Here is a 25,703-nt window from a genome sequence, read left to right on the forward strand (position 1 = left end):
TTGATTCAGGATAAAAAGAAATCAAGATGTCATTTTGATTTCTTCAACCTGTGAACTGATGCCAGAATTGTGACAATTACCAAACCGGACAAAGCCATCAATGAACTGAGCGGACTCTCACCGGAAGATTCCATGTCTTGGGGCTTATTCGTTATGGTAGTCCCTGGATCCGCACTGTCTGAGGCAACATTTCCCATCGAAGAACCCGCATTCACAGGACTTTCTCCTGAAACTTCGGCACATATCATAAATGGTGAAAATCCTGTTGTCTTTGCTTCAAAGTAGAAATTATTTTCATTTTCCCCTGTTATAACGGTTGGAAGTTTGTTCCAGACATCATCTGAGAAATGTTCCATATGGATATCCCATTCATCAAATCCATTAGATTCAAGCCACTCTTTTGATACTGAGAAGGATATCTTTGCATCAGCTATACCAGATGAAAACTCCTCATTGCCAAGAATTATTTCCATTCCCTGATAAACTGTTACCGATGCCGGTGCAGGAGAACTTTCCGGTAACCCATCAAGAAGACTGACACTTGCCATTACATAACCTTCATTAATCTCAGACTCAAAACTTATTTCATTTACCGGAGTGGAGCCTTCTGTGAACACATACTTTATCTCGGAATCTCTTCCAACAAAACGTACGCTTGAATCTGTTGCAACGATATTTGACAAAGATGAACTGCTTGTAGCTATTTTTAAGTGAATTCCATCATTACTGTTTTGAACGGATTCGTCATCTGAAACCGTTGGTTGAACACTATTCAAGGTCAATGGAAGATAATCAGTATTGTTTCCATCATCTGTAATCTCATACGCAGTGCAGAAACCATTTCCTACGGAATATTCTGTCTGGCTCCAACCAGTTCCAGCGGGGGTTGCCCAGAAGTTTCCACCAAGGTAGCTTCCGTTGATGATATTAGTTCCTGATGTTCTTGTGATGTTCCAATCGTTGGAACTTCCTCCTAAAACATAGGCATTGTTGCTGTTATTGAAATAGTTGTTATAGATCAAGTTATTACTGCATCCCAATAAGAAAATACCACCATTGGAATTAGTGGTTATATTGCAGTTATTAATTGTATTGTTGTCAGAAGAAGACAAATAGAATCCATATCGATTATCAGTGCTTGTACAATCTTCAACAACTACATTGCTGCTGTCGTATAAGTATAATCCATGATAAGTGGTCCTTGTTGTGTTGCAACTGGATATTGTGTTGTTATCTGAACAAGAATGATAAATACCATATTGGTTATCAGTGGTTGTGGATTTTTCAATAATCACATTGCTGCTATCGTACAAGTATAATCCATAGATAGTAGCCCCTGTTGAATTGAAACTATATATTGTGTTGTCATCTGAAGAAGCAAGATAAACACCACATTGATTGTCAACGGCCGTACAATTATCGAGACTCACATTGTTGTTATCATAAAGATAAAATCCACAATATGCATTCCCTGTTTCAATATTTTCTATGGTTATGTTAGAACAATTAAGCAGGTGAACAAGACCGGCATTGGAACTGGCATCTATCACCTGATCAGAGCTGTTCACAAGATAATATATTGCTTTTCCATCAACCAGATTGTTCGTTTCTACAACATTAACATGTGAATCAAAAAATGAATTGTAGGTGTTGTTATTCATAGAATTATTGTTAAGAACATTGTTCACTGACTCAGATAAACGTAATCCGTATGTGTTCTCATTAGATGTACAATTTGAAATATTATTTACATGAGACTTTGAGATATATATTCCATATATATTTTCGGATGTATAGCAATTATCTATATTGCATCCGCTTGATAAATCAGTGCCAATTCCAATGTAAGAATTCATAACGGTTACATCGGAAATTGTGATTCCATCTGCTCTGATATAAATTGCAATATCAGTTGAATCTGGTGAAACGATTGTGACATCTTCAGGATTACCTGTAGATGAAATCAGGCTGATATTATCATTTTTGAAAAAAAGGTTTTCAGAGTATGCCCCTGGTTCTAAAACAATAGTATCACCATCAGATGCAGCAACTAGTGCAGCATTAATTGTTGTAAAATCGGCGCTTCCACTGCTATTGACAACAATTGTTGAGTTGAGAACATGGATGAAAGAAGTTCTTGTGGAAATGTTATTTCCAAAAGAGTTAGATGCATTTAGCGAGACATTATAAACACCCGCATCAGAATAAGAATGCAGTGGGTTCTGGAATGACGATGTAGAATTATCCCCAAAGTCCCATTCCCAGCTGTCCGGTGAGAAAATACTTGCATCATGGAAATCTACAGTCTCGTTAACGTGAACGTATCTTGTGCCGGCAACAAATAAAGCCTCAGGAACTTTTTTTTCTGTAGTGAATGCTTTGATACATACATTTGCATTCTGTTCGGATATGTCAGTCCACTGACTGCCATTGGAACTTACAAAGCTCTGTCCGGATTCTGCATGAGCATTGTCACTATAACCGGATAATACTTGTTCAATAGCTATTGGATAATCATAATTTGGCGTCGTGAATTCTACAACAACTGAGAAATTCTGCCCTGTATTAAGTGAAACATTCGTATCGAGATTGATAGTATGATATCCTGCAATTGCAATTGTTCCATTCTGCACTGAAACCGGACCAGAACTATTAACAGGACCAGACTCCGGATCCAGGTATATGGATATATTGTAGAAAGAATTAGAATCTACAGTGTAGAAACTCACAGCTTCAAGAGTTTCATTTGAACTTGCTGTGAAAACATTAGCACCTAAGGCAGTGCTATCATAGTAACCTACACAACTAACCCATCCAAGCTCGTCATACTGGTAAATACTGTCGTAATTACTCACATTCTCCGCAGTGTAAAGGAAATTCCCAACATAGGGTTTGGTACCGGTCCCCCATATTCCTTCATTATTTCCCATTACTGAATCATAATATGATACATAGTAGTATCCATCCTCTCCCCAATTTGTGCCCCAGGAATTCTTGATGATGAACGCTCCGTTTCCAGGAGCTGTGGGAGTGAAATTCTGAGCGGAATAATTGTCATCCCAGCCAACCAGAGTCACGGCGTGGTTTGCGTATTCTATTGAACCATTATAATAGTAGCTGTTATTATTGGAATCAAAATAAGTACTGCTTTGCATTATGCCTACTGATATAGCTCCATAGTGTGTAAGCATCCATTTGTAAAGAGGGTCAGTGCCTTCAAAGCCAGGAAGGATCATAATCTCCTGAACATGTTTTGCCACTGAAAGATTGTCAGGAGACGAGCCTGAGAGATCATTGTAAGGATCATCTGATTCCACCACAGGACCACTCCATCTAGAATAATAAGCAGCATCGTAAAGATCAAAACCACCATCATCATGTGTACGGTCATATCCATCAATATTGCTGTACACTAAAGTGTTCTTTATGTTATTCTCTGAAAAATCCCAGGTTTCTGATCTGTTGTGAAGAAGGAAGGATTCAAGGGATGCTGTTGCGGAATGCGTCCAGCAGCTTCCGGCCTGGGCCTGGTCCCTTACAGCTGTAACACCATTTTCATCACGGAGATCATATCTGGATGGATATACTTCTGAGCCCATGATTTCCATTTCTGAAATTGATATTGAATCATCCATGAGCAGGTCTTCAATGCTCACAGGGGACAAATGAGAAAGATCGACAGGAGAGGGTATAAGTCCGGTTGGACGAAGCATTTCTTCCTTAAATCCGGTGTTATTGAAAGATAACAGGGAACTGAGATTCTCAGCAGATAGTGAACCTGATAATTCACTGGAAAAATCCAGAATAGAGAGGGTTCCATTTGTATTATTATCAGAATCTATGCTCTTCTGCTCCAATTCCTCCTGATACTCAATGAAAGCAGGATTGACAGGCGCCATTCCAAGTTCAGATCCTTCTGATGTGATATTGAGTTCATCCTCACCTGACTCTGCACCTGCAGAACTTAGAAAAGAAACTGTAAGTAAAATAATAAGACTGATCTTGAATAAAAATTTATAATATCTCATGTTTTTTCTCATTTTATACCCTCTTTATTTCTGAAAAGTAATGTGAAACATATAATATAAAAATAAATATTATAAATAGAGTATGGTTCGAAACTAGTTGATTAATATCAAAAAGTGAAAGGAAAAGGGTTTTTGCATGTAAACATGTATACATACATAACAATATACTAAATTCAAGTGCTAAAAAAAGGAAAGTAAACATGGGAAAAGATGAAACAAATATGCACAGACTCAAGGAAGTCAATGAGTTTGTAAAGACCAGCAAAAAAGAGAAAAAAGACGAGAAAAAGAAGGATAAAAGAAACATCCTCGGTCTTAATGACTGAATCTCTTTTTTATTTATTGTGTTACTTCTTTTTCGGAGACATATTTACCAGCCCATGTGCCTATATAGATTCTTTTGCCTAGAACTAAATACGAGACTGAACTAGTATGCTCCGAGTAACATGTTACTCAAGTAGTGCCTTCCTAAAACATTTCTGAAAAACGTATTGGTGTACGAACGGGGCGTCTAATTGGTTCACCGGCGCCCATACTTTTCTTTAATGTCTTTTTTCCAAAAGACAGTCATCTGAAAAAGAAGAAAAGCTGATTTTGCTTAGTCAAGAATTCCTTCAATCTTGCCGCCATCATAATTGCAGCGGGTATTAATTACTCCTTGCAGAATAGGCCTGTAATCTTCATCGTCATCCATAATACGGGAAGGTTCACTTTTCCTGTAGTCGTTTGTTTCCATCAAAATGCTCATTGTCTCACCAAGAATTACATGATAATAACAAATGACAATAATAGTACGACTATTATATAATAGTTGCACAATAATAATTGCAGAGCTATGATTAATATATATTTCTAAATAGTTCATCTGGGAGGAACCAGAAACTAATCAACATAAAGTTAAAGATATGAAAAAGAAGAAAAGCGATCCCGAAGGGATTTGAACCCCTGACCCTCGGGTTAGAAGCCCGATGCTATATCCTGGCTAAGCCACGGGACCGCTAAGCATTGACTGGGATTGCAAATAGGTTTTTTAGTATAAAACACTTTTGTCAGACCATGGCCACTTTGAGAATTAGTAACGCAGGTTCAGGTGAATAAAAATAAATAATAGTTTAACCTGAACACTAGCAACTATTATTATACTGAGGCTTTACAATGAGTGAATTATTGATTTATTACAACGGTGACTTTGTCCCTAAATCACAGGCCACAACCTCCGTCTATGACCATGGATTTTTGTATGGAGATGGTGTATTTGAGGGAATCAGAGCATACAATGGACGTGTTTTCAAATTACGCGAACATGTTGACAGACTCTACGATTCCGCAAAGGCAATTGCCCTTGAAATACCACTTTCCAGGGAAGAGATGGAAGAGGCTATTCTGGAGACACTCAGGAAAAACAACCTGACAGACGCATATATCAGACCTATTGTTTCAAGAGGTGTTGGTGACCTTGGACTTGACCCAAAGAAATGTCCAAAACCAAACATCTACATCATCTCACAGGAATGGGGAGCAATGTATGGCGACCTCTATGAAGTTGGTCTTACCGGTGTTACCGTATCAGTCAGAAGGAATTCCTGTGATGCACTGTCACCAAACATCAAGTCACTCAACTACCTGAACAACATCCTTGCGAAGATAGAGGCAAACGAGAAAGGCGGAGATGAAGCAATCTTTTTCGATCAGAATGGTTACCTCTCAGAAGGTTCAGGAGACAACATATTCATCATCAAGAACGGCAAGGTTTACACACCACCGACAATCAACAACCTGAAAGGAATCACCAGGGCAACAGCCATTGAGCTTCTTGCCGACATGGGAATTGATACCCACGTTGAGAACCTTGGAATGTTTGACCTCTACACCGCAGACGAGATTTTCGTTACAGGAACCGCAGCGGAAGCCGCGCCTCTTGTGAAGGTAGATGGTCGTCCTATAGGTGATGGAAAGCCAGGCCCAATCACAAAGAAGATGGTTGCAGCCTTTGAAAAGGTAACAACGACCACCGGCACACCGATTAATCCCTGAATATCAGGCACAAATAGACTCTAAAATGAAGACATAGTTCTTCATTCTCTTTTTTCCTTTAGCACTTTTATTTTCTGCCAGCTTATGCTCTGTAAATCCAGAATAAAAGTAAATGTCTCAAAAACATTAATTAGGCATAAGTCCTGTAATATATAATTACAATAATAATTGAGCTCTTATTGAGAATTTAACAAAGATTGAGGGATTTTAGTCCAGCAGAGAGGTCATTAAATGGTAGAAGAGGGAAAAAGAGATAAAATTGTTCTGGAAAACCTGAAATATCTGAACGATTCAGTGTTGGCCATATTACTTTTGATGCCTGTTACCCTTGTCATCACTTTTGAAGCGCTTGATGATACAGGAAGTCTCAAATGGATTTCCATTGCAACATGGATAGTGTACCTGATGGGACTATGGTATGTAGCTTCAAGAGTATTCAGGCTTAACAAAAAGCTTATTGAGTATATAGACGAAGAGTAGACCGACCAGAATGGAAAGGAAAGAATTCAGAGAACTGACATCCGTAGAGGATGCAAGAGATTTGGTTGAAAGCATTAAAGTTCAACCACAAATTACTGTTTTACCTATTGAGGAAGCTGCGGGACGCATAATTGCAGAAGATATGCTTTCAGGACTTGATGTGCCTGCATTCAACCGCTCTGTAAAAGACGGCTATGCTGTCAGGGCAAAAGACACATATCAGGCAAGTGAACCAGAGCCTATTGAACTTAAAGTTACAGGCTCAATACCTGCGGGATGTGAAGACAGCTTTTTTGTTGATGACGGTGAGGCAGTCGAAATATCCACAGGTGCTCCAATCCCCGATGGTGCTGATGCTGTTGTAATGGTTGAAAGCACAAAACAAACCGGAGACTCACTTCTTATCTACCAGCCGGTGCACATTAACGAGAATATAATGCGTGCAGGAACTGACATAATGAAAGGCGAGAGGATCCTGAGGAAAAATACACGCATTGGTTCCCGTGAAATTGGTGTTCTGGCATCAATCGGCATGGATAAAGTTCCGGTTAAAGAACTGGTTGTTGGAATAATTTCAACCGGTAGCGAACTTATAAGACCAGGGGAAGAGTTGGGAACCAGTAAAATATACGATGCTAATTCATACGCAATTTCTGCCGGAATCGAGGAATGCGGCGCAACTCCACGAATATATGGAATCGTACGTGATGATGAGAAACTCATGGAAGAAGCCCTTGACAGAGCAATAGCAGAATGTGATATTGTACTTACATCAGGAAGTACTTCCGCCGGTGCAGGCGACATCATGTACATGATCATTGAGGAAAAGGGAGAGACTCTTACACACGGAATTGCTATCAAACCGGGAAAACCTGTGGTTATCGGCATGATAAATAATGTCCCTACAATCGGACTTCCGGGAAATCCTACATCTGCCCTAAGTATATTTAATGAATTTGTTGCACCGATAATTTACAATTCACTTGGTGTTAAGCCATCTTTTAAAACAAAAGTAACTGCTATTATGGGAACTGGAATACGTTCCGGCGGCAGGGAGGAACTTTTCCCTGTGGGTGTTGTCCGTGGCAAAGTTTATCCTGCGGATAAAACATCAGGAGCAATTACTACACTGTCAGATGCAGACGGGATAATAGAGATTAGAGCACACACCGAATATATTGAACCCGGTTCAGAAGTTGAAGTTACAATGTTCGGTAACGTCACAAGTCCGGACTTGATGCTTGTTGGCGGCCAGTGTCCTGGAGTTGACCTGCTTGAAGAGATGACAGGACTTAATTTCAGAACACTGAATATGGGGTCAAGTGCAGGTTTTACAGCAATGTCAGGCGGTGTTGCAGATATCGCATGTGTCAACATGGTTGATGCAGATGGCAATTACAACTCATCTGTCCTGAAGAGAATGAATCTTGAGGACGTGGTGCTTGTAAAAGGATACAGGCGCGAGCAGGGGCTTATATTCTCACCGGATACTCACGTCTATGGTCTTGAAGATATAATCAATCTCCATATTATTAACAGGAACAGAGGCTCCGGCACAAGAGCGCTTCTTGACAGGGAAATTAGTCTGCTGGCCGAAGGAAAGGGAATCTCAAAAACTGAGGTGATAAAGAGCCTGAAAGGATATAATTCAGGATCCAAAAGCCACAGATCAGTATGTGATGCCGTAAAAAACGGCAGAGTCGATATTGGATTTGGCATAAAGGCTGCTGCAGAAGAAGCTGGTCTTGAGTTTATTCCACTGGCTGAGGAAGAGTTTGATTTTGTGATAAGAAAAGACCTTCTGGAAATAGAGGAAATACAGAAGTTCCTTGCAGTATTGCGTTCAGAGGAGTTTTCAAAGAGGCTGCCTCCGGGAATCAGTACTTATGAAATGACCGGTAGTATAATATCCTCCTTCTGACGTTAAGTCATATTCAAAATTCAAAAATCAGGAAAATCTTTTTTATTTTGACGTTATGGTAGGTTGCAAATGGGATTACACGAGGATATACAGGAAGTTGAAGAGGAGATCAGGAAAACTCCCTACAACAAAGCGACATCACATCACATTGGGAGATTGAAGTCTAAACTTGCACGTCTGCGTGATGAAGTTGTCAAAAAAGCTTCAAGTAAGGGTGGCAGTGAAGGATATTCCGTCAGGAAATCTGGAGACGCCACAGTGACACTTGTAGGTTTTCCTTCTGTGGGAAAATCCACTTTGCTCAACCAGCTTACCGGAGCTGAATCTGAAGTCGGTGCTTATGAGTTTACTACCCTTGATGTTATTCCCGGTGTGCTTGAATACAATAATGCAACTATCCAGATTCTTGATGTACCAGGACTTGTTAAGGGTGCAGCAAGTGGAAGAGGTCGTGGAAGAGAAGTTATCTCAGTTGTGAGAAACTGTGACCTTGTTGTCTTTATTCTTGATGTTTTCCAGAACTATCACCACGATGTCCTTACACAGGAATTGTATGATGCAGGCATTCGTCTTAACCAGAAGTCACCTGATGTTGTTATTAAAAGACAGGACCGTGGTGGAATTACTGTTAGCAGTACCATGGATCTTGATATTTCAGAAGATTTGATTAAGGCTGTACTGAATGATTATAAGATTCACAACGCTCATGTGCTTATAAGGGACAATATTAATGTTGACCAGCTTATTGATGCGGTCATGGGTAACAGGGTGTACATCCCTGCGGTTACCGTTGTGAATAAAGTAGATATGGCTGATGAGTATGTGCTAAAGAAATGCAAGGAAGATTATCCTGATGCTACATACATTTCTGCTAATGAAGGCCAGAACCTTGAAGCTGTGAAAGAACTGATTTATGGTGCTCTTGATTTCATACGCATCTACCTGAAACCTCAGGGCGGACCTGCTGACATGGAAGAACCGCTTATTGTCAGGAAAGGAGTTACCGTAGGAGATATATGTGACCACCTGCACCGTGATTTCAGAAGAAAGTTCAGATATTCACAGGTATGGGGAACTTCCGCGAAGCACCCAGGACAGCGAGCCGGTCTTGACCATGTGCTTGAGGACAAGGATTTGCTTACACTTATCATTGCCAAATAATAAACTTAAATCCCTTGCCTGCATAACAAATAAGTATTATTATGCATTTATTGTGCTGAACATTGTAGTCCCGTAGGGTAGCGGTCAATCCTTTCGGCCTTTGGAGCCGAAGACTCCGATTCGAATTCGGGCGGGACTATCTTTTACTTATAATATCCCAATTTTTCGAGTATTGTTTCAATTGACGAGACATTCCTTTGCCCAGTCATGTTTCACCCCAAGAACCCTTTTCAGAATGACAAATGACAAGCTTAAAATGCAATAAGTTGGAACAGTAAGAGTAATGAACGTTGCAAACAATGTTGGTGGATATCCTGTTGAACAAAGTTAATTCTTACAAACCGTATCAGTGAGAATGAGGAACTAGATCATAGAGAAAACGAAACAAAAGAGTGATGATAAACTCCCCCTTCAAACATGAAAGACATGGATATCTATACTTTCGGAAAAATCCTGTCGGAAATCAAAATAGATGATATTGAGGAATCTGATCATTTTATTGACAGAGACAGAGTTCGTCTCCGCATGGGTATTGAGAACCTATATGTGTTCATAAATAGAAATACTCCTGTTGCAATTTTAAAGCAGTCTACAGGAAAGTTTAAAGTAATGTATGAGTATAGTAAAGAGTACGATCTTAGTATAGTCTTTAGTGTGAAACAAAGAAATCCATTAAAACTCATATTGGTTACATGCTTCAAAGAATATTCCAAAGAGAGGATAAGATAACATGGTTCAGAAGGTCATAAGCAGAAAGGGTGATACTTCCGACTATGATATGGAAAATGATAGTTTTTTTGCATATTCCAGCAAAATGAAGTACAAGTCATCCATAGATATAAATGGAATCATCTTAGACGTTGCTGAAGACAATTCCATTATGGGTGTGGAAATTCTCGATGTTTCCAACAGGCTTGGCGTCTCCAAGTTCGACATGAAGAACTACAAGTCACTGGAAATGACCGTTGATATTTCAGAAAATGTCATTGAAGTAGAGATTACATTTGGTATTTTGAAAAGAAATAGGCCAATACCACATGTGGTGGCAGCAACTGCTCTCAATTCCATGCACTTGCCAGAAGGTTCAGGGTCATTGGCTGTTGTTGCATGAAACAGCACCAACTACTTTTTTAGTTATTCTTTACGAATTATATTTAACCTCGTTCTTACTTTCTCACTCTCATTACTACCTGTAATATCCCTGTCAATTCAGATTGATTTTTCCATATATCTTCCTTTTGTAGTTATGGGAATCATAACCATACTCCTTTTTTGTCTATCAAACATCGATTCTACATACAAAATTGTAATTAGTAGCATAAAAACAAAAGTTCAAACATAAACTTAAAATCTCTACGCCAATATATAACTAAATACCAAACAATGGGAGTGAAAGGGAATGGTAACTAAATTTGAGATTTACACAGAAGATGGAAAGCATATTACAACCCTTACTGCAAAGGACATTAAAATAACAGCAGATGCCACACTACTTGGGGAGTTTCAGGCTGACGGGGCATTTGAAGCAAAGGCAGTTATTCCCAGAAACTGGGCAATATTGGAGGCGCAGTGATTCACACTGCACTTTTTACACTGTATTTTACATTTAAAGACTTATACTTGTAAAGCGAGTAAGTGTTTCAAATTACTGTCACATATAACTATTTTTTGAAATTATCTTATCATCTGTGAAAAATCAATCCGCTATGATCCAGCAGGCTATACAACCTCACTTTTATAACATCTGTAATCACAAAAGCCACCAGTGCATACAACCATACAATGCCTGCAAGTTTCCATCCTATCGGTGATATGTAGAAACCATAAACAACAACAAGGGTTGCAAGGAATTTGGTGCCGATTGTTGACCAGAAGAGTATTCCGCTTGGCCTGATAGACCAGAAAGGACCTCTTGTACGTGCAAGGAATATTGTAAGATGCCCTGCAACCGCAAGCTTCAGGAAAATAAACGACTGCAATACATCCTGATTAAGATTAAGCACACTCATTCCTATGTAGAAAATAGCAAATGATGAGATGACACCTATAATTCCAAGGAATGTTGCCATGCTAAGTACTTCCCTGATATTCCACTTTTCCGGGAAATTGGAATACTTTACATTATCATAAGCAATAGCCATAATAGGTGCATCATTGAACAGTGCAAGCAACACAATCATGATAGCTGTCACAGGGTAGAAATTAAAAGCAATAATAGAAATCGCAATGAAGAACAAAACACGTACAGTCTCAGCTATCCTGTATATGGAATAACTCTTCATACGCTGGAATATCTTACGGCTCTCTTTTATCGCATCGATAATAGTTGAAAGACCAGGAGCCGTAAACACAATATCAGCAGCAGACCTTGCTGCATCCGTGGCTCCGGCAACGGCAATACCTGCATCTGCTTTTTTAAGAGCAGGAGCATCATTCACACCATCACCGGTCATACCTACTATATGTCCATCATCCTGAAGGAGCTCAACTATCCTGTACTTATGCTCCGGGAACACCTGCGCAAAACCATCCGCCCTGTCAACAACCTCCTGTGCCTGAAGGTCAGTCTTATCTTCCAGTTCCGAAGCCGTAGTGATATTAGTACCCATACCAATCTGCTGTGCAATTTCCTTTGCAATGGCAGCATGGTCACCTGTGATCATTTTAACGTCTACGCCCATGGATACAGCAGTATCAATGGTCTGCGCAGAATCCTCATGGGGTGGATCGTATAACCCAATAAGTCCTGCAAAGTGACATTTATCCTCTTCACAAATACCAACAGCAAGAGGACGATAACCTTTGGATGCGAGGGAATTTACCTTCCCTTCCACATCATCCCTGATACTGTCACTGTTGACCGCCATATCAAAAATTACCTGTGGTGCTCCTTTGGCAACCTTGAACTTTCTGCCATCAGGACTCTCAATACTGGCTTCCGTATGTTTGATAACAGGATCAAACGGCTTAAAATCCAGTACATTATAATCATTTGTAGCTTTGCGCAGACCATCCATAGTTTCTATCTTTTTCAGGACAGCATTGTCGATTGGGTCATTGTCTTCCTCTCTGGAAGCAAGGGCACTGTAAATTAAAAGTTCATCTGTTGTATAATCACCGAATGGAGTCAGTTCAGATAACGTCAGTTCATTCTTTGTTATTGTACCGGTCTTATCGGAACAGAGAACATCCATTCCTGCCATTTCTTCGATAGACACCAGCTTACTTACGATAGCACCCTTCCCCGCAAGGTTGGTGGCACCAACGGCCATAGATACTGAAAGTACCGCAGGCAAAGCTGCAGGAATGGCAGCAACAACAAGTACCAGAGCAAACTGAAGCGTTTCTACAAGACTCTCATGTCGGAAAACGGCAACGATAAAAACGACAGCAACCAGAATAGCAGCAAGGAATATGAGATAATCACCGATCTTAATGATAGCTTTCTGGAAATGACTCTGTGTTTTGACATCTGTCAGTAATTTTGTAGTTTTTCCAAAATAGGTATTCATCCCGGTGGCAAATACAACTCCATTCATTTCCCCTTTCTGAATAACAGAACCTGAAAAACCAATATCATTGGTGCCTTTGTCTGCAGGCAGGGATTCTCCCGTCAGTGCAGATTCATCTATCTGCAGATATTCACCATCAAAGAGTTTGACATCTGCCGGTACAATATCACCTGAGCGAAGACGAATAACATCCCCCGGTACAAGTTCCCGTGCAGGAAGGAGCTTCCATTTCCCATCTCTCAGAACTCTTGCCTGAAGAGCCATTTTGCTTTTAAGTAACTCAATAGCATTGTCTGCTTTATTCTCCTGCCAGAAACCCACCACACCATTCAGGATCAGCAAAATCGAGATTATGGCAAAATCCTCCCAGCGTTGAATGAATGCCGAAAGCAAAGCTGCTATCTCTATCATCCAGGGAATCGGACCCCAGAAATAACCAATAAACTTTGTGAAAAGACTTATCTTCTTTTCTAGCAGTTCGTTATAGCCATATTGCTGAAGCCTTTTTTGTGCTTCATCATCTTTTATGCCTTTTACACTCGAACTCAACCTTGAGAATAATTCATCCACACTCAGATCTTTTGCGTTGGTTATACCTTTGGTTGCCGTTTCCTTCATACTATCTCACCACTCACATTGAAATGCTTCCAAACTCTGCCCAATGTGCCATGAAATAGGCAACTGTCCATATGAACAGTATAAAATAAACCACATAAAGGAAAATAGTAATCGGCCCATGTGATTCGGCAATTACACCTCCAAATTCCTCTGCATGGGAATTTGCATCTTCCAGACTGTAGTGGTCTTTGTTCTTTGCGCTCAGCCAGATTAATATCAGGCTGGAAAGCACTATGAGAACAGTTAGCCATACCAGAGAATTCAGATAGGCTCCGTACTCCATGGTAAAACTCATGTATTCTCCCCCCTTGCTTCATTCAGTTCATCAGTAACTGTTCTGCCCGGCCTGTCAATCTCAAGCATCCTGTATTTTGCCTCTTCTATATCCCTGAACTGACCGGTCTTAATTCCCCATATTAAAAAACCAAGGAAAATGAGGAATAATGAAAATGCTACCACAAGCATTGCCAGATTATATTCATCCATACAACATCAGCTCCTCATATTTCTTGCATATTCGCCTTCATACAAAGGTCCCCATTTTGCATTGTAGTCGTCTGTTGTGGCGAAATCCTGAATATAGAATATTGTCATGTATATTTCATCGTCGCTGAGAGCATACTTCCATGGAGGCATGTTTGTGGTCTCCACACCCTCTTTTACCTTCCAGACATACTGGCCATAATACTGGAAATCACCACCAGATTCTGTGAAATTTGCAGGTTCCGGGTTGATATATCCACCTGAACTCAAAATAGAGGCTACACCGTCTCCCTGTCCTCCAACACCGTGACACTGGGAACAGTACAGATTAAAGAGCTTCTGTCCTGTGGCAAACTCTTCCTGTGTTCCCTCAATAGGTGGTTTAATGTGAGTCTCATTCGAGAAAGTAATTGCTTCAGCATCGGATACATCACCGCTAACTGTCCTGATGGAACCTGTTGCAAAACTCATCTCATAGAAATTCGTCTTCCAGATTTCAGTCTCGTTCATGCTCAGTTTCCAGCTTGGCATTGCTGTACCCGGAACACCTTCACTTACACGCCAGAAGTGATAAGGATCCCCAGGTTCGGGCATATAGCTAAGTATTCTTTCATGGAGATTTGCGGGCTGCGTCACAACATGTCTTGCATATGGACCCTGGGCATTTCCGGAACATCCGTGACATGCCAGACAACGTTCTGTATATGTTTTCTTTCCTTCTTCAAATACAGTGGCAAATTCCTCACCTGTTGCCTTATCTCCTGTATATGTCTGGTTACTTGAATTGTAATTCATCATGGCAGCAGACATGTAATTTGCATAAGGTTGATCTTTATCCTGATACTCATATGGAACATCAGGATGGAAACTCATCTCATCAAGGTTGTACGTTCCAAGGTTCTGGATGTATGCCACCAGTTGATCAAGTCCGGTGTCTGTGAGGAATTCGAATGGTGGCATAATAGAACTCGGACTTGTAGTCCTTGCATCCCTGTCATGCAGGTAGTGCCATCCGGTAGGTCTCATTCCTCCTATCTGGGAAAGATCCGGCCCTGTACGTTCAGTACCCAGCAGATGAGGTGAATCGTAGTAGTAATCACCCTGTTCGGATATTCTTCCGATTGCCCAGTCCTGTGGTCTTACAAATTGTGAATGACAATAGAAACAACCCATTTCTTTATAGAGTTCTCTTCCCTGTGCTTCTTCTACAGTATAAGGATGTGCCATATCCGTGGCATTTACGGTATCAAGATTAAGTGCTGGCATTGCAACCACCATCCAGGTCATCAGAAGGAAAAGACCCAGGCCTCCGAATACTATAATTGGCATACTTATGGAATGCTGGGATTTTCTTTGTAATTCAGAATGTGGTCTGGAGCTTTGTTCGGAAGATATACTGAAGATATGCTCCTCAACATGAGGCTCCTTAGAATGCGTAAATGTCAGCAGGGTGTTATATGCAAAAACATATCCTGCCACTACAACCATTCCACCGCCCATAGCTCTGGTAACATACCAGAACTGCAGGAGTTTTAGTACAGGAGCTACTGTGATGTTCTGGAACCATGCTGAATTGGCTACCAGTCCTGCTATTGTCATGGACAGGAAAAAAGCGGTAAATCCTATGAGTGCAAGCCACCAGCTTATACTCATGAGCCTGTCACTGTATATCTTAGTCCTTGTTATCTTAGGAATTAGCCAGTACATCATTCCTACTGCAAGGAAGCCAAAACCTCCAAGTATTGCCAGATGAGCATGCCCCACTGTCCACTGTGAGAAATGCAGGAAGGAATTTGTGCTTCTCAGACCCTGGTAACTTCCCTGGATGGAAGTGAGAACATAGAAGAAGAAACCTGTTACAATAAACCTGAAAGGAATATCCTTTGTGAATGTATCCCAGGAACCCCGGAGAGTCATGCCCAGGTTCACTGCGAACGTGATGACAGGCACAAGCATCAGAATGCTCATGACAACAGCGATTGTCTTCACCCATTCAGGTATTGCTGTCTGAAGCAGATGATGGCCTCCAACACCTGTATAAAAGAAAGCGATAGTGAAGAAACTTATAACCGAAAGAAGGTGGCTGTAAAGTGGTCTGTTTATGATACGTGGAACTGCATAATACCAGGTGGCTATTCCAAGGGTGGTGAACCAGAGTCCCAGAACATTGTGGCCATAGTACCAGTTGAATATCGAATCTGTAATCCCCTGAAGTGCACCGGATGGTGGATTCCACATGACATTTCCTACAAAATAAACAATTGGAAACCAGATGAATGTACCTGTGTAGTACCACGTGGAAACATAGAGTTTTTTCTCGGTTCGGCGTCCGAAAGTGGATAGAATATTATAAAGAATCAGCAGCAATGTAAACATAATGAGAACATCGATGGACCATGGAAGTTCTGCATATTCTCTTCCCTGAGTATCACCAAGGAAAAGAATCATCATTATTCCTACCAGAAGAGCGAAGTTCCAGAGTACAGCAGATATTTTAGCGAGTCTGGAACTATATAGTTTAGTATTCACAAGTCGCGGGATAGCCCAGAACATACTGCCTATCAGACCCGAGGATACGAATCCGAAAAGTACACCGTTAACATGCGCAGGCCTTATCCTGCCAAATGTAAGGAAAGCTGCATCACCTAGGAAATAAGGCTGGAAGAATTTTATTGCAAGTATAAATCCTAATGTGGCAAATATAGGAAACCATAATAATGACCCTATGAACCAGTATTTTACCGCATCGTCGCCTTCCAGAAATTTATCTCCGGCAAGTTCATCTTTTATATTATTTGTCTTATGCTCATTTTGAGATGACGGATCGTCATCCTCCTGCAGACTGCTGTCAGACCCCATTAACTATATACCTCCCCTGAAGAAAAAAAGAATTTTCCAAATAGAACAACCCCTTTTAATCTCCTTGTTAAATTGGGAGACCGATAGTATATAAAATAAATCCTAAAGACATGTACAAAATATAAAACGATTAATATGAAATAAATAATAAATGTGCATATTTGCACAACTGCGATTATATGTAATGTGAAAAGATTCACATTTTTCGGCTTAATTCAAAATTAACAACCTTTATATACTAATTTATATACCATTTATATAGTACACATGAATGACAATGGCAAGTCAAGCACCATGGGAATTATGCTTGTAATTCTCCTATATATCGCAATGATATTTGTCATGGGGTTAGCTGCAGGTTATATTAATCTGAGATAACAGCAGCGTTTGGAACTGGAATTAATCATAGGCAATTTGATTATCGGGAGAGTACATACTTTCTGCTTTACCACACAATTTTTGTATGCCTGACTTAATACAGCTGATTGATAGTAACGATCAGAATCTATCAATTCCCATCAAATTGATAGATACCATTATTTAATATCAAAACCTATCAATATGTATTAAATTGATAGATATTGATAATATGAAAAGGTTAGCCAGAACACCGAAGTTATCGGAAAGCGAAGAACAAAAAGCTGTTCTTAGTCTCGATAATAAAGAAGTCGTGGAAATAGTTAATGACTACAATGAAAGATATCTTCACTGGGAAGAAGTCAACAGAAGAAAAGACAAACTTCCTGTGAAACCGGAATATATCTGGCACCTTATGAAATTTTTCAGAATAATGAAATCCAGAAATATTGTTTTTGGCAGATACAGCCTCCACTACAACATACTTGATGACTTTCAGGAAAAGCTTCACATTCTGGATAAGGGCGCAGCAGGAAATCTCGCCAGCACTATCGATGCAATATCCGATACAAGGGAAAAATACATACTAAACTCACTAATGGAAGAAGCCATCGCTTCAAGCCAGATTGAAGGAGCAACACCATCACGCAGGGTTGCAAAGGAAATGCTAAGAGAGAACAGGCGTCCGCGGAATAAAGACGAGAGGATGATCATCAATAATTACAACACTATGAAATACATCCTTAAGATCAAAAATGAGGAACTTACACCTGAACTTCTGTTAGAGATACAGAAAAGAATGACATACGGAACTCTGGATGACAAAGAAGACGAAGGTACATTCAGGGACAACAACGAAATCCGTGTTTTTGATAACGACGGAGAAGTGCTTCATGTTCCCCCGGAACACAGTGAAATACCGGAACTCGTAGACGCTCTCTGTGATTTTACAAATGACAGAAATAACAATTTCGTACACCCGATAATAAAGGGAATACTCCTGCATTACCTGCTTAACTACATACACCCGTTCAATGATGGAAACGGACGAACCGGAAGGAGCCTCTTTTACTGGTATGTTCTCAGGAAAGATTACTGGCTCTTTGAATACATGTCAGTTTCACGTCTAATCTACCAGAAACGCAGACAATACAAAATGGCATACCAGTATGCAGAATCGGACCTTATGTTCGATTCAGATAACGGACTGGGAGACCTTACCTATTTTATCAGATTCAACCTGAACACCATAATGGAATCACTTGAACATATCCAAAAATATCTTAAAGAGAAACAGAAAGAACAATACCTTGCACTGAAGAAACTGGAAGAATCTGATAATCTCAATACACGCCAATTACAAATCATCCAAGAGTTTGTGAAGCATCCGCAAAAGACCATAAACATCAAAACCATCATGAGTACTTACGGAGTGGCCTATGCAACAGCAAGAAATGACCTGTTTTATCTTGAAAAACTTGGATATCTGAAAAAGATAAAAGCAGGAAAGGAATTCATTTTTATTTTCAACGAACGGCATGGACAATAAAACCAACTGTTGACTCTCACAAAACTTCCTGCACAGCACATTTAAACCAGAAAAGGATAGTTACTACCATAAAAGGAGGATTGCTATGGCAATGAAATGCGCTTTATCCGAGGAACTGCCGGTTGATGAATACCTGATAACTGAAGAACCTTATTACGTACCAGTAGGCAACGAAGTGGAAATCTTTATAGCCGCTTACAGGAACAAACTTCCGGTTAACCTCAAAGGACCGACAGGTTGTGGAAAAACACGATTCATGGAGTACATGGCATGGAAATTACAGCGTCCTCTGATAACAATTGCCTGCCATGAAGACCTCACAGCAACTGACCTTGTGGGAAGATTCCTAATCAAAGGTGACAACGTTGAATGGAGTGACGGACCTCTCACAAAAGCAGTGAAAAGCGGTGCTATCTGCTACCTTGATGAAGTTGTAGAAGCCAGAAAAGATACTATAGTAGTCATTCACCCGCTAACCGATGACAGGCGCATAATCCCAATTGACAAACTCGGAGTAATTGTCAAAGCACCGGATGAATTCATGCTTTCTGTTTCATATAATCCCGGCTACCAGAGCATTGTAAAGGACATGAAGCAGAGCACAAGACAAAGATTCGTTGCCGTAGAATTCGATTATCCGCCTGCTGATCTGGAAAAAGAGATTGTTGCACACGAGACACATGTTGACGAGCAAACTGCAGCCAGGCTTGTTGAGATAGGCCAAAGCATAAGGAACTTCAAGCACCACGGACTCGAAGAAGGAGTCAGTACACGTCTGCTCATCTATGCTGGCAAACTTATTCAGGAAGGAATCGAGGCAAAAGAAGCCTGCCGTATTGCCATGTCACAGCCAATAACTGACAACCAGGACCTGCAGAAAAGCATTGATGAAATTATTGCCGCAATAATGGGATGAGTAATAAATCGAATAGCGGGGATAAATGAGTACTGAAAAGATTACAGGACTTATATCATCCTATTTTCCATCACTGGAAAGTTCACTGGTTTCTGAAATTGCAACAGAATTTTCCAATCTTGATGACAATGCACTGGAAATCATACTCCATGCAGGAAAAGGAGCAAAAAAAAGAGGGCAGAGAGTCCTTATTGCCTATATTGGAGCAGCACCCGGAGTATTCAAAGTTCTTGGAAAAAGAGAGTTCATCAACTGGCTTGGGCTCGCAAAGAAGGTATCCCTTCTTAGTGTGTCATGCTGCGAAGGATTCTTTGATTCTTCACTTGACATAATTAATAAAGGCAAATTTGAACTTCTTGAAAAGTGGACCCTGAAAGGAATAGAACTATCATCCCAGAACAAATGGATTGCAATAGCCTATTTCAAACATACTGGTAAAGTTGTTGTCATCACAGAACCTGAATGGTTCCAAAAACTGGTTTCTTATGGAAGTGAGCTAGGGTACATTAATACAAAAGTCGCAGAAGCTTATTTTGAACATCTGGAACAACTGAATTTACTAATAAATGAAGATGACTTTTCAACATACTGCGAAATTGTAGAGAAAATCAGCAGCATACACTGGCTTACAGGAATTGAACTAATTGACATCACAGAAAATATATTAACCGATATTCCAGCTCAAAAAAGAAAAACAATTCTTGTTTCAATGAAAGAAACATTGGAATGCGGAGAACTCGTCACAATGGCACTGTTCAGAAATGCCGTAACAATTGTGGAAAAAGCAGATGACACAAAGCTGACAAGACTAATTGATGCCACCTGTAGCCTTGCAGACAAAGACAAAAAAAGCGCCGGTTACTTTCTAAAAACATATCCGCAGCATATTGGTGCATTGGAACTTTCCGAAGCATTGGAATGGATAGACAGAGGAACAAGGGAATTAAGCAACAACAAAGATGTTCTTCGGAATTTTGTATCAACTGTCTTCACACTTGGAAAATATGAAAACACAACTGCTGAGAAGAGATCAGCAATTGTAGATGCAGGTATCAAACTTGCAGACATCCAGACCGGATGCCTTGAAAGCTATTTTGAGAATGCATCTGAAGCCTCAAATATTCTTGGCAAGGACATGTTCATTATCTGGACAGAGATTGGTGAAGGAATCGCATTGCAAGACCCGGATGGAGGCAGAGAATACTACGAAAAATCGGTTATATCTTTATCAAAAGTACCACCTCAACTACACGAAGAAACGTTCAATATCGCTGACAGACTTCTTCAAAGAGAAGGAGCCCTTACAAGCACATTCTTTGCTAATCTTGGAAACTTTGCAGACAAAAACAAAATTGAAAATGCTGAAAAATGGGCAAATATAGCAACCAGGGTTTACGAAAAAGACAGGAACCTTGCACTGGATTTTTTTGCGAACTCTCCCACTCTTCTTGAAAAGCTGGATATTGAAGAACTGGAAGACTGGACTCTAAAAGGACTTGAAGCAGCAAGTGAAAAAGAACCTGCAGGAAAAGCCTATTTTTCACTTGAATCAAAAAGTTCCAGAGAGCTTGTTGAGGAACTCACAGGTGCTGTTGCTCTTAAGAAAGTTGCCAACGTCCTGAGATATTATACCCTCGGGCTTTCAGGAAGCAATTTCATAATACGTTCCATGGCAGCTTTACCTTTACAAGTCGAAGTTCAGGGAATGAATCCTATCATCGCAGGTAACACAATCTATCTCGCACCGAAGATGAGAGTTTACGAGAATATAGACGATAATTTCAAGATCTATAAACTCAGTGTGATGCACGAAGTTGGACATGCACGCTACAGTTCACTGGATGCTGACCCGCAAAAGCTAACCGAACTTGAAAAGTGTATTAGAAATAGATATCTCTCAGCAGTTACTGAAAATAAGGAAAATGGAAAAATCATCAACCTTGTGGACATGCTCTCACTTTTCCCAAACCAGATACTTGCTGCAACCATATTTGGAATACTGGAAGATGCGCGTGTTGAGTATATGATAATGGAGCATTACAGAGGAGTGCGTACTGACCTTGAAGAAGTACGCCACCAGATGCTTTTAATGAGAGAAATACCGGAAGATGAACTTGAGAAATTCATGGAGGGGTTGTTATGGATCTCTACAGGACATACTCCTAAAGCCAAACTTGAACTGGACAAGACTATGAATCAAATCCTGAATAGACTTCAGGATGAGCTTGAAAACAGGATATTCACCACTAAATCCAGCACCTTTTCAACCTTTGAACTGGCTTTTGAAATATACTGTACTCTGGAAGATAAACTCGGATCACTTGATGATATCGACTACAGGATGATAAAAAACATTGAATATCGTGGGATGGATGTGAGTGCAACAGGACAAACTGACCCTATGATGACTAATCCATCAGAGGATATCATCAAGAACTTTATTCCTGAGACAGAATCAGATCTTACTGCTGAGGAGGACAGGCCAAAAGAACAGGCAACAGATAAGCCGTCACAACCCCTTGAAAATAACTGGCGGGTGCTTGGCAGTTACAAGTATGATGAGTGGGACAGCACAATCAATGATTATCGCTCAGAGTGGAGCACTGTTAATGAAATGGAACCCCACGGAGGAAACACTGCTCACTACAAAAAAACGCTAGAACGTTACGGGAATGAAATTGCACTTCTCAAACATACATTTGGACTTATGAAACCGGAATCATTCCATCGGATGAAAGGACAAAACGACGGTACTGAGATTGATATTGATGCTTACACTGAGTCCCTGATTACCAAAAGATGTGGATCAAATCCTGACGAAGGAATGTACATCAGGTGGGATAAACAGGAAAGAGATGTTGCAACCCTTTTCCTTATGGATGTGAGCGCCTCCACACGCAAGATACTTGGAATGGATGGCAGAAGTATACTTGATGTTGAAAAAGAAGCTTTGATAATAATGAGCCAGGCGCTTGAGAGTATTGGTGACAAGTATGCAATCTATGCATTTTCCGGAAAAAGCAAGGATAATGTAGAATATTTCAAGATCAAGGAATTCGATGAGAGATTCTCAGATAATGTTGCAAAGAGAATGAGCATACTGGCTTCTGAGTCTAACACACGTCTTGGACCAGCTATCCGCCATTCCATAAAGAAACTGGAAAAGGCCGGTGCAAGGACTAAAATGCTGGTATTGCTGTCTGACGGTGAACCATATGACAGAGCCAGAGGTGAAGATTCATATCAGGGTGACATTGCGCAGGAAGATACCCGAATGGCAATCTCTGAAGGACAAAATCGTGGAATATATTTCTTCTGCATAACGGTGGATAAAAACCCGGGACAATATCTCAATAACATCTTTTCCGATGTTGGATATACTATTATTGATGATGTATTGATGCTGCCTGAAATGCTGCCGCTTTTGTATAAGAGGCTGACAACATAATTATTATAGAAAAAGAAAACAGAGAGGAAGTAAAATGATATGTGGAAATACCACATATCCAAAATAACATCTTCAGTAAGATGCGTGGATCTTAGCTTCAAGAGTTGTGTCTTTGGCTTCACTCCACGTTACATCGAGTGAGATATTTGCTTTAAAACCGGTCTTGTGCTTGAAACTTATTTTGTCACCTTTCTTTACACCTTTTTTATTCAGGATAGTATGACTGCCGTCTTTAACAACAATATCCCAGGTGCCTTCGTCAGGAGATGTGATCTCAAAACTACCGGAAATTGTAACCCATGCTGTTGTCTGGGAAACTGACTGATGGCCTTTTCCATTTTTGACATTAAGCTTGAAAGTGATATCTTTACTTGCTCCAAGAATCACTTCTTCCTGGGACAGCTTCATCAGTTTCTCTAACTGGGCATCAGTAATACCAATATGTGCCATAATATCATTATGTACAGCAGTCATTGTTCCGGCAAGTTCTGTATTTTCTAATTGTCCTGTCATTTTTGTATCTCTCCTGTTTGAACCTTTAACCAGCTGCATCAGAATTCTATTCAAACAAACGTACTCTCATTTTATCAAAGCAAGGAAAGTAAATTTGATTGTACTTTCTGAATATATGTTGCTTAATATAAAACAGTGTTGGATATTTTTAATTGGACATAAAAATATAAATTTGAGATGAACCAGACGAACAATAGAAAAATAAAATAAGAAAAGAGGAACGGAAAATGAACAGCAATGGTCAGAACACAATAGTCCAGCCGGACCTGACTTCTCTACTGCTGTACTTCACTTCATGCATGAGCGTTCCCTGATTATCATAAAGGCTGATGGTTCCACCGCCGTTTGAGAGAATAACTCCCTTCCCGGAGAACAATATTCTTGTCCCCGAACCTGCTCGTATCTTGCCTTTAATGTTTGACTTACGACCTGATGCATCTTTAAGTGACCATCCTGCAAGATCAACTGTCTTTGGAGAAGCATTGAAAAGTGTCACGGATTCTTTACTGGAATCAACTCCCTCCGGATTAACAAGAGCCCCTACTATCAGTACAGAACCTGCCTCTGTTGACTCGGGTTCTTCAACCTCACATGTTTGTGATGAGGTTTCAGGTACTTTTTGAGGAACATCAGGCAAACAGTGCCCGGTCGTGTCATCCGTATTGAAACACTGTGACTGGAAAGCCAGGAAAATAGCAACCCAACGGTTTTCTTCCGGTAAGTGAATGAGCAGACCTCCGTCCTGGCACGGTGCATCATCATCCTGCCACTTTTCAGAATTACCCTGGTTCATATGAATATCATGAATTCCACTGCCTGGCCTGAAACCAAAGAAACTGTCTGGTAAAAAGGATTCCGGACCCCATCTTTCTCCAAATGCATAGAGCATACCGTTATCCATAGCAGCAGCTTTCTCAACATATTTCTGGATAAGTTCATTTAGGTCATTGGACGGACCAGGAACATCACATTCCAGCGGCACCATTTTTGATGTATCAAAAAGTCCTCCACGGACATAATCTAAACGCAGGTCCCTTGATGAACGGTCAAGGCTTTTGTAACCCATTTCAAGAGAATCAAGCTTTTCAATTATAGGATGACTGAAGTTATCATCTGCAAAATAAAGCAATTCAGAAGGAGCAACTTTCGAATTAATATTCACAGCTATGCGGTGTTCATTTTTTCCATCATCAACAAGAATCTGGTAATGAGCACTCCTGCCTTTTCCTCGTTTGCAGTCTTTTGGTTTACCTTTCAATATCCCATAATTTTCAAGAGACATAATGGAACTTATTCTGCAATTGATTTAAAAGTTTTCCGCATAATAGTTCCTGATTGCAGAACCACTAGACAAAATGTGCAACTTTGAATTTCAATCCAGGTGTATTAAATGAATCTTTGATTAAAGACAAAGGACGTTTTTTACTGTAAAAAAGATGAGAAGAACAGCTGCAATCGCCTGCTCCAAAACCCTGGATAGAATTGTTAAAAACGGATTTTAGTTTTCCTGCAAGTTCACATTCAATCGGTTTGTCAGTAATTGCATATACCACAGATATTAGTTCAAATTCCTGTGAAACCGAAAGATAATCCACATGCCAGCGTGGTTTTTTGTTTTTATCTAATGATAGCAGCACATGTCGTTTCAGTCTTTTAAGACCTCCACTTCCAAGTGCAGAACCAACATATATATAGTAACCTTTTGAAAATCCAATCTTTTTAAGGCTACCTGCATCCAGAATGCAGTTTCTATTTCTGAATATGAGACAATAAACACCTTTTTCAGAAATATCCGGAAAATTCCTTTTATCCTGCATATTAAAG

20 protein-coding genes and 2 tRNA genes are annotated in these 25,703 nt (G+C 40.2%); 12 read left to right on the forward strand and 10 right to left on the reverse strand.

Annotated features, from left to right (window positions below; translation table 11 throughout):
- Window positions 1-29: 29 nt before the first annotated feature.
- Window positions 30-4,028, reverse strand: coding sequence for a lectin like domain-containing protein (locus V7O61_RS13870; protein ID WP_407283282.1), 3,999 nt, complete (start codon window positions 4,026-4,028; stop codon window positions 30-32).
- A 200-nt stretch (window positions 4,029-4,228) separates the two neighbouring features.
- Between V7O61_RS13870 and V7O61_RS13875 the strand changes: the two genes are divergently transcribed.
- Window positions 4,229-4,354 (forward strand): hypothetical protein, encoded by a 126-nt coding sequence (locus V7O61_RS13875; RefSeq protein ID WP_288068958.1) that lies wholly within the window; start codon window positions 4,229-4,231, stop codon window positions 4,352-4,354.
- Window positions 4,355-4,626: 272 nt separating this feature from the next.
- On the opposite strand, the gene V7O61_RS13880 is transcribed toward V7O61_RS13875, so the two are convergent.
- Complete coding sequence (locus tag V7O61_RS13880) at window positions 4,627-4,776, reverse strand: hypothetical protein (RefSeq protein ID WP_169729105.1); 150 nt, start codon at window positions 4,774-4,776, stop codon at window positions 4,627-4,629.
- Window positions 4,777-4,950: 174 nt separating this feature from the next.
- Window positions 4,951-5,025 (reverse strand) — tRNA-Arg (locus tag V7O61_RS13885).
- 158 nt (window positions 5,026-5,183) lie between these two features.
- Between V7O61_RS13885 and ilvE the strand changes: the two genes are divergently transcribed.
- The 8 genes from ilvE (at window position 5,184) to V7O61_RS13925 (ending at window position 11,197) form a co-directional block, all read left to right on the forward strand.
- Window positions 5,184-6,062: a branched-chain-amino-acid transaminase gene (gene ilvE / locus V7O61_RS13890; protein WP_407283281.1), complete on the forward strand. Its 879-nt coding sequence runs from the start codon at window positions 5,184-5,186 to the stop codon at window positions 6,060-6,062.
- A gap of 231 nt (window positions 6,063-6,293) precedes the next feature.
- Window positions 6,294-6,542, forward strand: a complete 249-nt coding sequence (locus V7O61_RS13895; RefSeq protein WP_023845389.1) for a hypothetical protein — start codon at window positions 6,294-6,296, stop codon at window positions 6,540-6,542.
- A 10-nt stretch (window positions 6,543-6,552) separates the two neighbouring features.
- The gene (locus V7O61_RS13900) at window positions 6,553-8,463 is read left to right on the forward strand and encodes a molybdopterin biosynthesis protein (protein WP_407283280.1); all 1,911 of its coding nucleotides are present in this window, start codon (window positions 6,553-6,555) and stop codon (window positions 8,461-8,463) included.
- 69 nt (window positions 8,464-8,532) lie between these two features.
- Entirely contained in the window at window positions 8,533-9,624 is a 1,092-nt protein-coding gene (locus V7O61_RS13905) for a GTP-binding protein (RefSeq protein ID WP_023845387.1), read from the forward strand.
- Between the two features lie 66 nt (window positions 9,625-9,690).
- Window positions 9,691-9,763, forward strand: a tRNA-Gln gene (locus V7O61_RS13910).
- Between the two features lie 278 nt (window positions 9,764-10,041).
- Window positions 10,042-10,353, forward strand: a complete 312-nt coding sequence (locus V7O61_RS13915; protein WP_023845386.1) for a hypothetical protein — start codon at window positions 10,042-10,044, stop codon at window positions 10,351-10,353.
- A 1-nt stretch (window position 10,354) separates the two neighbouring features.
- Window positions 10,355-10,735: a DUF2283 domain-containing protein gene (locus V7O61_RS13920; protein ID WP_023845385.1), complete on the forward strand. Its 381-nt coding sequence runs from the start codon at window positions 10,355-10,357 to the stop codon at window positions 10,733-10,735.
- A gap of 288 nt (window positions 10,736-11,023) precedes the next feature.
- Entirely contained in the window at window positions 11,024-11,197 is a 174-nt protein-coding gene (locus V7O61_RS13925; RefSeq protein ID WP_407283279.1) for a hypothetical protein, read from the forward strand.
- Window positions 11,198-11,306: 109 nt separating this feature from the next.
- Here V7O61_RS13925 and V7O61_RS13930 read toward each other — a convergent pair whose 3' ends face one another.
- From V7O61_RS13930 to V7O61_RS13945, 4 genes are read right to left on the reverse strand one after another with little or no spacing between them, the layout of a single operon-like run.
- Entirely contained in the window at window positions 11,307-13,754 is a 2,448-nt protein-coding gene (locus tag V7O61_RS13930) for a plasma-membrane proton-efflux P-type ATPase (RefSeq protein ID WP_288068639.1), read from the reverse strand.
- Window positions 13,755-13,767: 13 nt separating this feature from the next.
- The gene (locus V7O61_RS13935; RefSeq protein WP_023845382.1) at window positions 13,768-14,049 is read right to left on the reverse strand and encodes a hypothetical protein; all 282 of its coding nucleotides are present in this window, start codon (window positions 14,047-14,049) and stop codon (window positions 13,768-13,770) included.
- Window positions 14,046-14,240, reverse strand: coding sequence for a cbb3-type cytochrome oxidase assembly protein (locus tag V7O61_RS13940; protein WP_407283278.1), 195 nt, complete (start codon window positions 14,238-14,240; stop codon window positions 14,046-14,048). Before V7O61_RS13940 ends, V7O61_RS13935 begins: the two co-directional genes overlap by 4 nt.
- A 6-nt stretch (window positions 14,241-14,246) precedes the next feature.
- A complete protein-coding gene (locus tag V7O61_RS13945; protein ID WP_407283277.1) occupies window positions 14,247-17,096 on the reverse strand; it encodes a cbb3-type cytochrome c oxidase subunit I in 2,850 nt (949 codons plus the stop codon).
- Between the two features lie 589 nt (window positions 17,097-17,685).
- Here V7O61_RS13945 and V7O61_RS13950 point away from each other — a divergent pair.
- The 3 genes from V7O61_RS13950 (at window position 17,686) to V7O61_RS13960 (ending at window position 23,366) form a co-directional block, all read left to right on the forward strand.
- Window positions 17,686-19,002 carry a Fic family protein gene (locus tag V7O61_RS13950; protein ID WP_407283276.1) on the forward strand — a complete coding sequence of 439 codons (1,317 nt, stop codon included), beginning with the start codon at window positions 17,686-17,688 and terminating at the stop codon, window positions 19,000-19,002.
- An 85-nt stretch (window positions 19,003-19,087) separates the two neighbouring features.
- Window positions 19,088-19,918, forward strand: a complete 831-nt coding sequence (locus V7O61_RS13955; RefSeq protein ID WP_407283275.1) for a CbbQ/NirQ/NorQ/GpvN family protein — start codon at window positions 19,088-19,090, stop codon at window positions 19,916-19,918.
- Between the two features lie 25 nt (window positions 19,919-19,943).
- Window positions 19,944-23,366 (forward strand): nitric oxide reductase activation protein NorD, encoded by a 3,423-nt coding sequence (locus V7O61_RS13960; protein ID WP_407283274.1) that lies wholly within the window; start codon window positions 19,944-19,946, stop codon window positions 23,364-23,366.
- A gap of 72 nt (window positions 23,367-23,438) precedes the next feature.
- Here V7O61_RS13960 and V7O61_RS13965 read toward each other — a convergent pair whose 3' ends face one another.
- From V7O61_RS13965 to V7O61_RS13975, 3 genes are all read right to left on the reverse strand, one after another.
- Window positions 23,439-23,879 carry a hypothetical protein gene (locus tag V7O61_RS13965; protein WP_023845372.1) on the reverse strand — a complete coding sequence of 147 codons (441 nt, stop codon included), beginning with the start codon at window positions 23,877-23,879 and terminating at the stop codon, window positions 23,439-23,441.
- A gap of 241 nt (window positions 23,880-24,120) precedes the next feature.
- Complete coding sequence (locus V7O61_RS13970; protein WP_407283273.1) at window positions 24,121-25,161, reverse strand: DUF2278 family protein; 1,041 nt, start codon at window positions 25,159-25,161, stop codon at window positions 24,121-24,123.
- 64 nt (window positions 25,162-25,225) lie between these two features.
- Window positions 25,226-25,696, reverse strand: coding sequence for a GIY-YIG nuclease family protein (locus V7O61_RS13975; RefSeq protein ID WP_407283272.1), 471 nt, complete (start codon window positions 25,694-25,696; stop codon window positions 25,226-25,228).
- Window positions 25,697-25,703: the final 7 nt, after the last annotated feature.

It is taken from the genome of Methanolobus sp. WCC1 (assembly GCF_045690315.1).
Classification (GTDB): Archaea; Halobacteriota; Methanosarcinia; order Methanosarcinales; family Methanosarcinaceae; genus Methanolobus; species Methanolobus tindarius.

What these genes read in the sequence shown, in the direction of transcription:
- V7O61_RS13870 (WP_407283282.1), bottom strand. Translation starts at nt 4,028, where the DNA reads ATGAGATATTATAAATTTTTATTCAAGATCAGTCTTATTATTTTACTT.
- V7O61_RS13875 (WP_288068958.1), top strand. Translation starts at nt 4,229, where the DNA reads ATGGGAAAAGATGAAACAAATATGCACAGACTCAAGGAAGTCAATGAG.
- V7O61_RS13880 (WP_169729105.1), bottom strand. Translation starts at nt 4,776, where the DNA reads ATGAGCATTTTGATGGAAACAAACGACTACAGGAAAAGTGAACCTTCC.
- ilvE (WP_407283281.1), top strand. Translation starts at nt 5,184, where the DNA reads ATGAGTGAATTATTGATTTATTACAACGGTGACTTTGTCCCTAAATCA.
- V7O61_RS13895 (WP_023845389.1), top strand. Translation starts at nt 6,294, where the DNA reads ATGGTAGAAGAGGGAAAAAGAGATAAAATTGTTCTGGAAAACCTGAAA.
- V7O61_RS13900 (WP_407283280.1), top strand. Translation starts at nt 6,553, where the DNA reads ATGGAAAGGAAAGAATTCAGAGAACTGACATCCGTAGAGGATGCAAGA.
- V7O61_RS13905 (WP_023845387.1), top strand. Translation starts at nt 8,533, where the DNA reads ATGGGATTACACGAGGATATACAGGAAGTTGAAGAGGAGATCAGGAAA.
- V7O61_RS13915 (WP_023845386.1), top strand. Translation starts at nt 10,042, where the DNA reads ATGAAAGACATGGATATCTATACTTTCGGAAAAATCCTGTCGGAAATC.
- V7O61_RS13920 (WP_023845385.1), top strand. Translation starts at nt 10,355, where the DNA reads ATGGTTCAGAAGGTCATAAGCAGAAAGGGTGATACTTCCGACTATGAT.
- V7O61_RS13925 (WP_407283279.1), top strand. Translation starts at nt 11,024, where the DNA reads ATGGTAACTAAATTTGAGATTTACACAGAAGATGGAAAGCATATTACA.
- V7O61_RS13930 (WP_288068639.1), bottom strand. Translation starts at nt 13,754, where the DNA reads ATGAAGGAAACGGCAACCAAAGGTATAACCAACGCAAAAGATCTGAGT.
- V7O61_RS13935 (WP_023845382.1), bottom strand. Translation starts at nt 14,049, where the DNA reads ATGAGTTTTACCATGGAGTACGGAGCCTATCTGAATTCTCTGGTATGG.
- V7O61_RS13940 (WP_407283278.1), bottom strand. Translation starts at nt 14,240, where the DNA reads ATGGATGAATATAATCTGGCAATGCTTGTGGTAGCATTTTCATTATTC.
- V7O61_RS13945 (WP_407283277.1), bottom strand. Translation starts at nt 17,096, where the DNA reads ATGGGGTCTGACAGCAGTCTGCAGGAGGATGACGATCCGTCATCTCAA.
- V7O61_RS13950 (WP_407283276.1), top strand. Translation starts at nt 17,686, where the DNA reads ATGAAAAGGTTAGCCAGAACACCGAAGTTATCGGAAAGCGAAGAACAA.
- V7O61_RS13955 (WP_407283275.1), top strand. Translation starts at nt 19,088, where the DNA reads ATGGCAATGAAATGCGCTTTATCCGAGGAACTGCCGGTTGATGAATAC.
- V7O61_RS13960 (WP_407283274.1), top strand. Translation starts at nt 19,944, where the DNA reads ATGAGTACTGAAAAGATTACAGGACTTATATCATCCTATTTTCCATCA.
- V7O61_RS13965 (WP_023845372.1), bottom strand. Translation starts at nt 23,879, where the DNA reads ATGACAGGACAATTAGAAAATACAGAACTTGCCGGAACAATGACTGCT.
- V7O61_RS13970 (WP_407283273.1), bottom strand. Translation starts at nt 25,161, where the DNA reads ATGTCTCTTGAAAATTATGGGATATTGAAAGGTAAACCAAAAGACTGC.
- V7O61_RS13975 (WP_407283272.1), bottom strand. Translation starts at nt 25,696, where the DNA reads ATGCAGGATAAAAGGAATTTTCCGGATATTTCTGAAAAAGGTGTTTAT.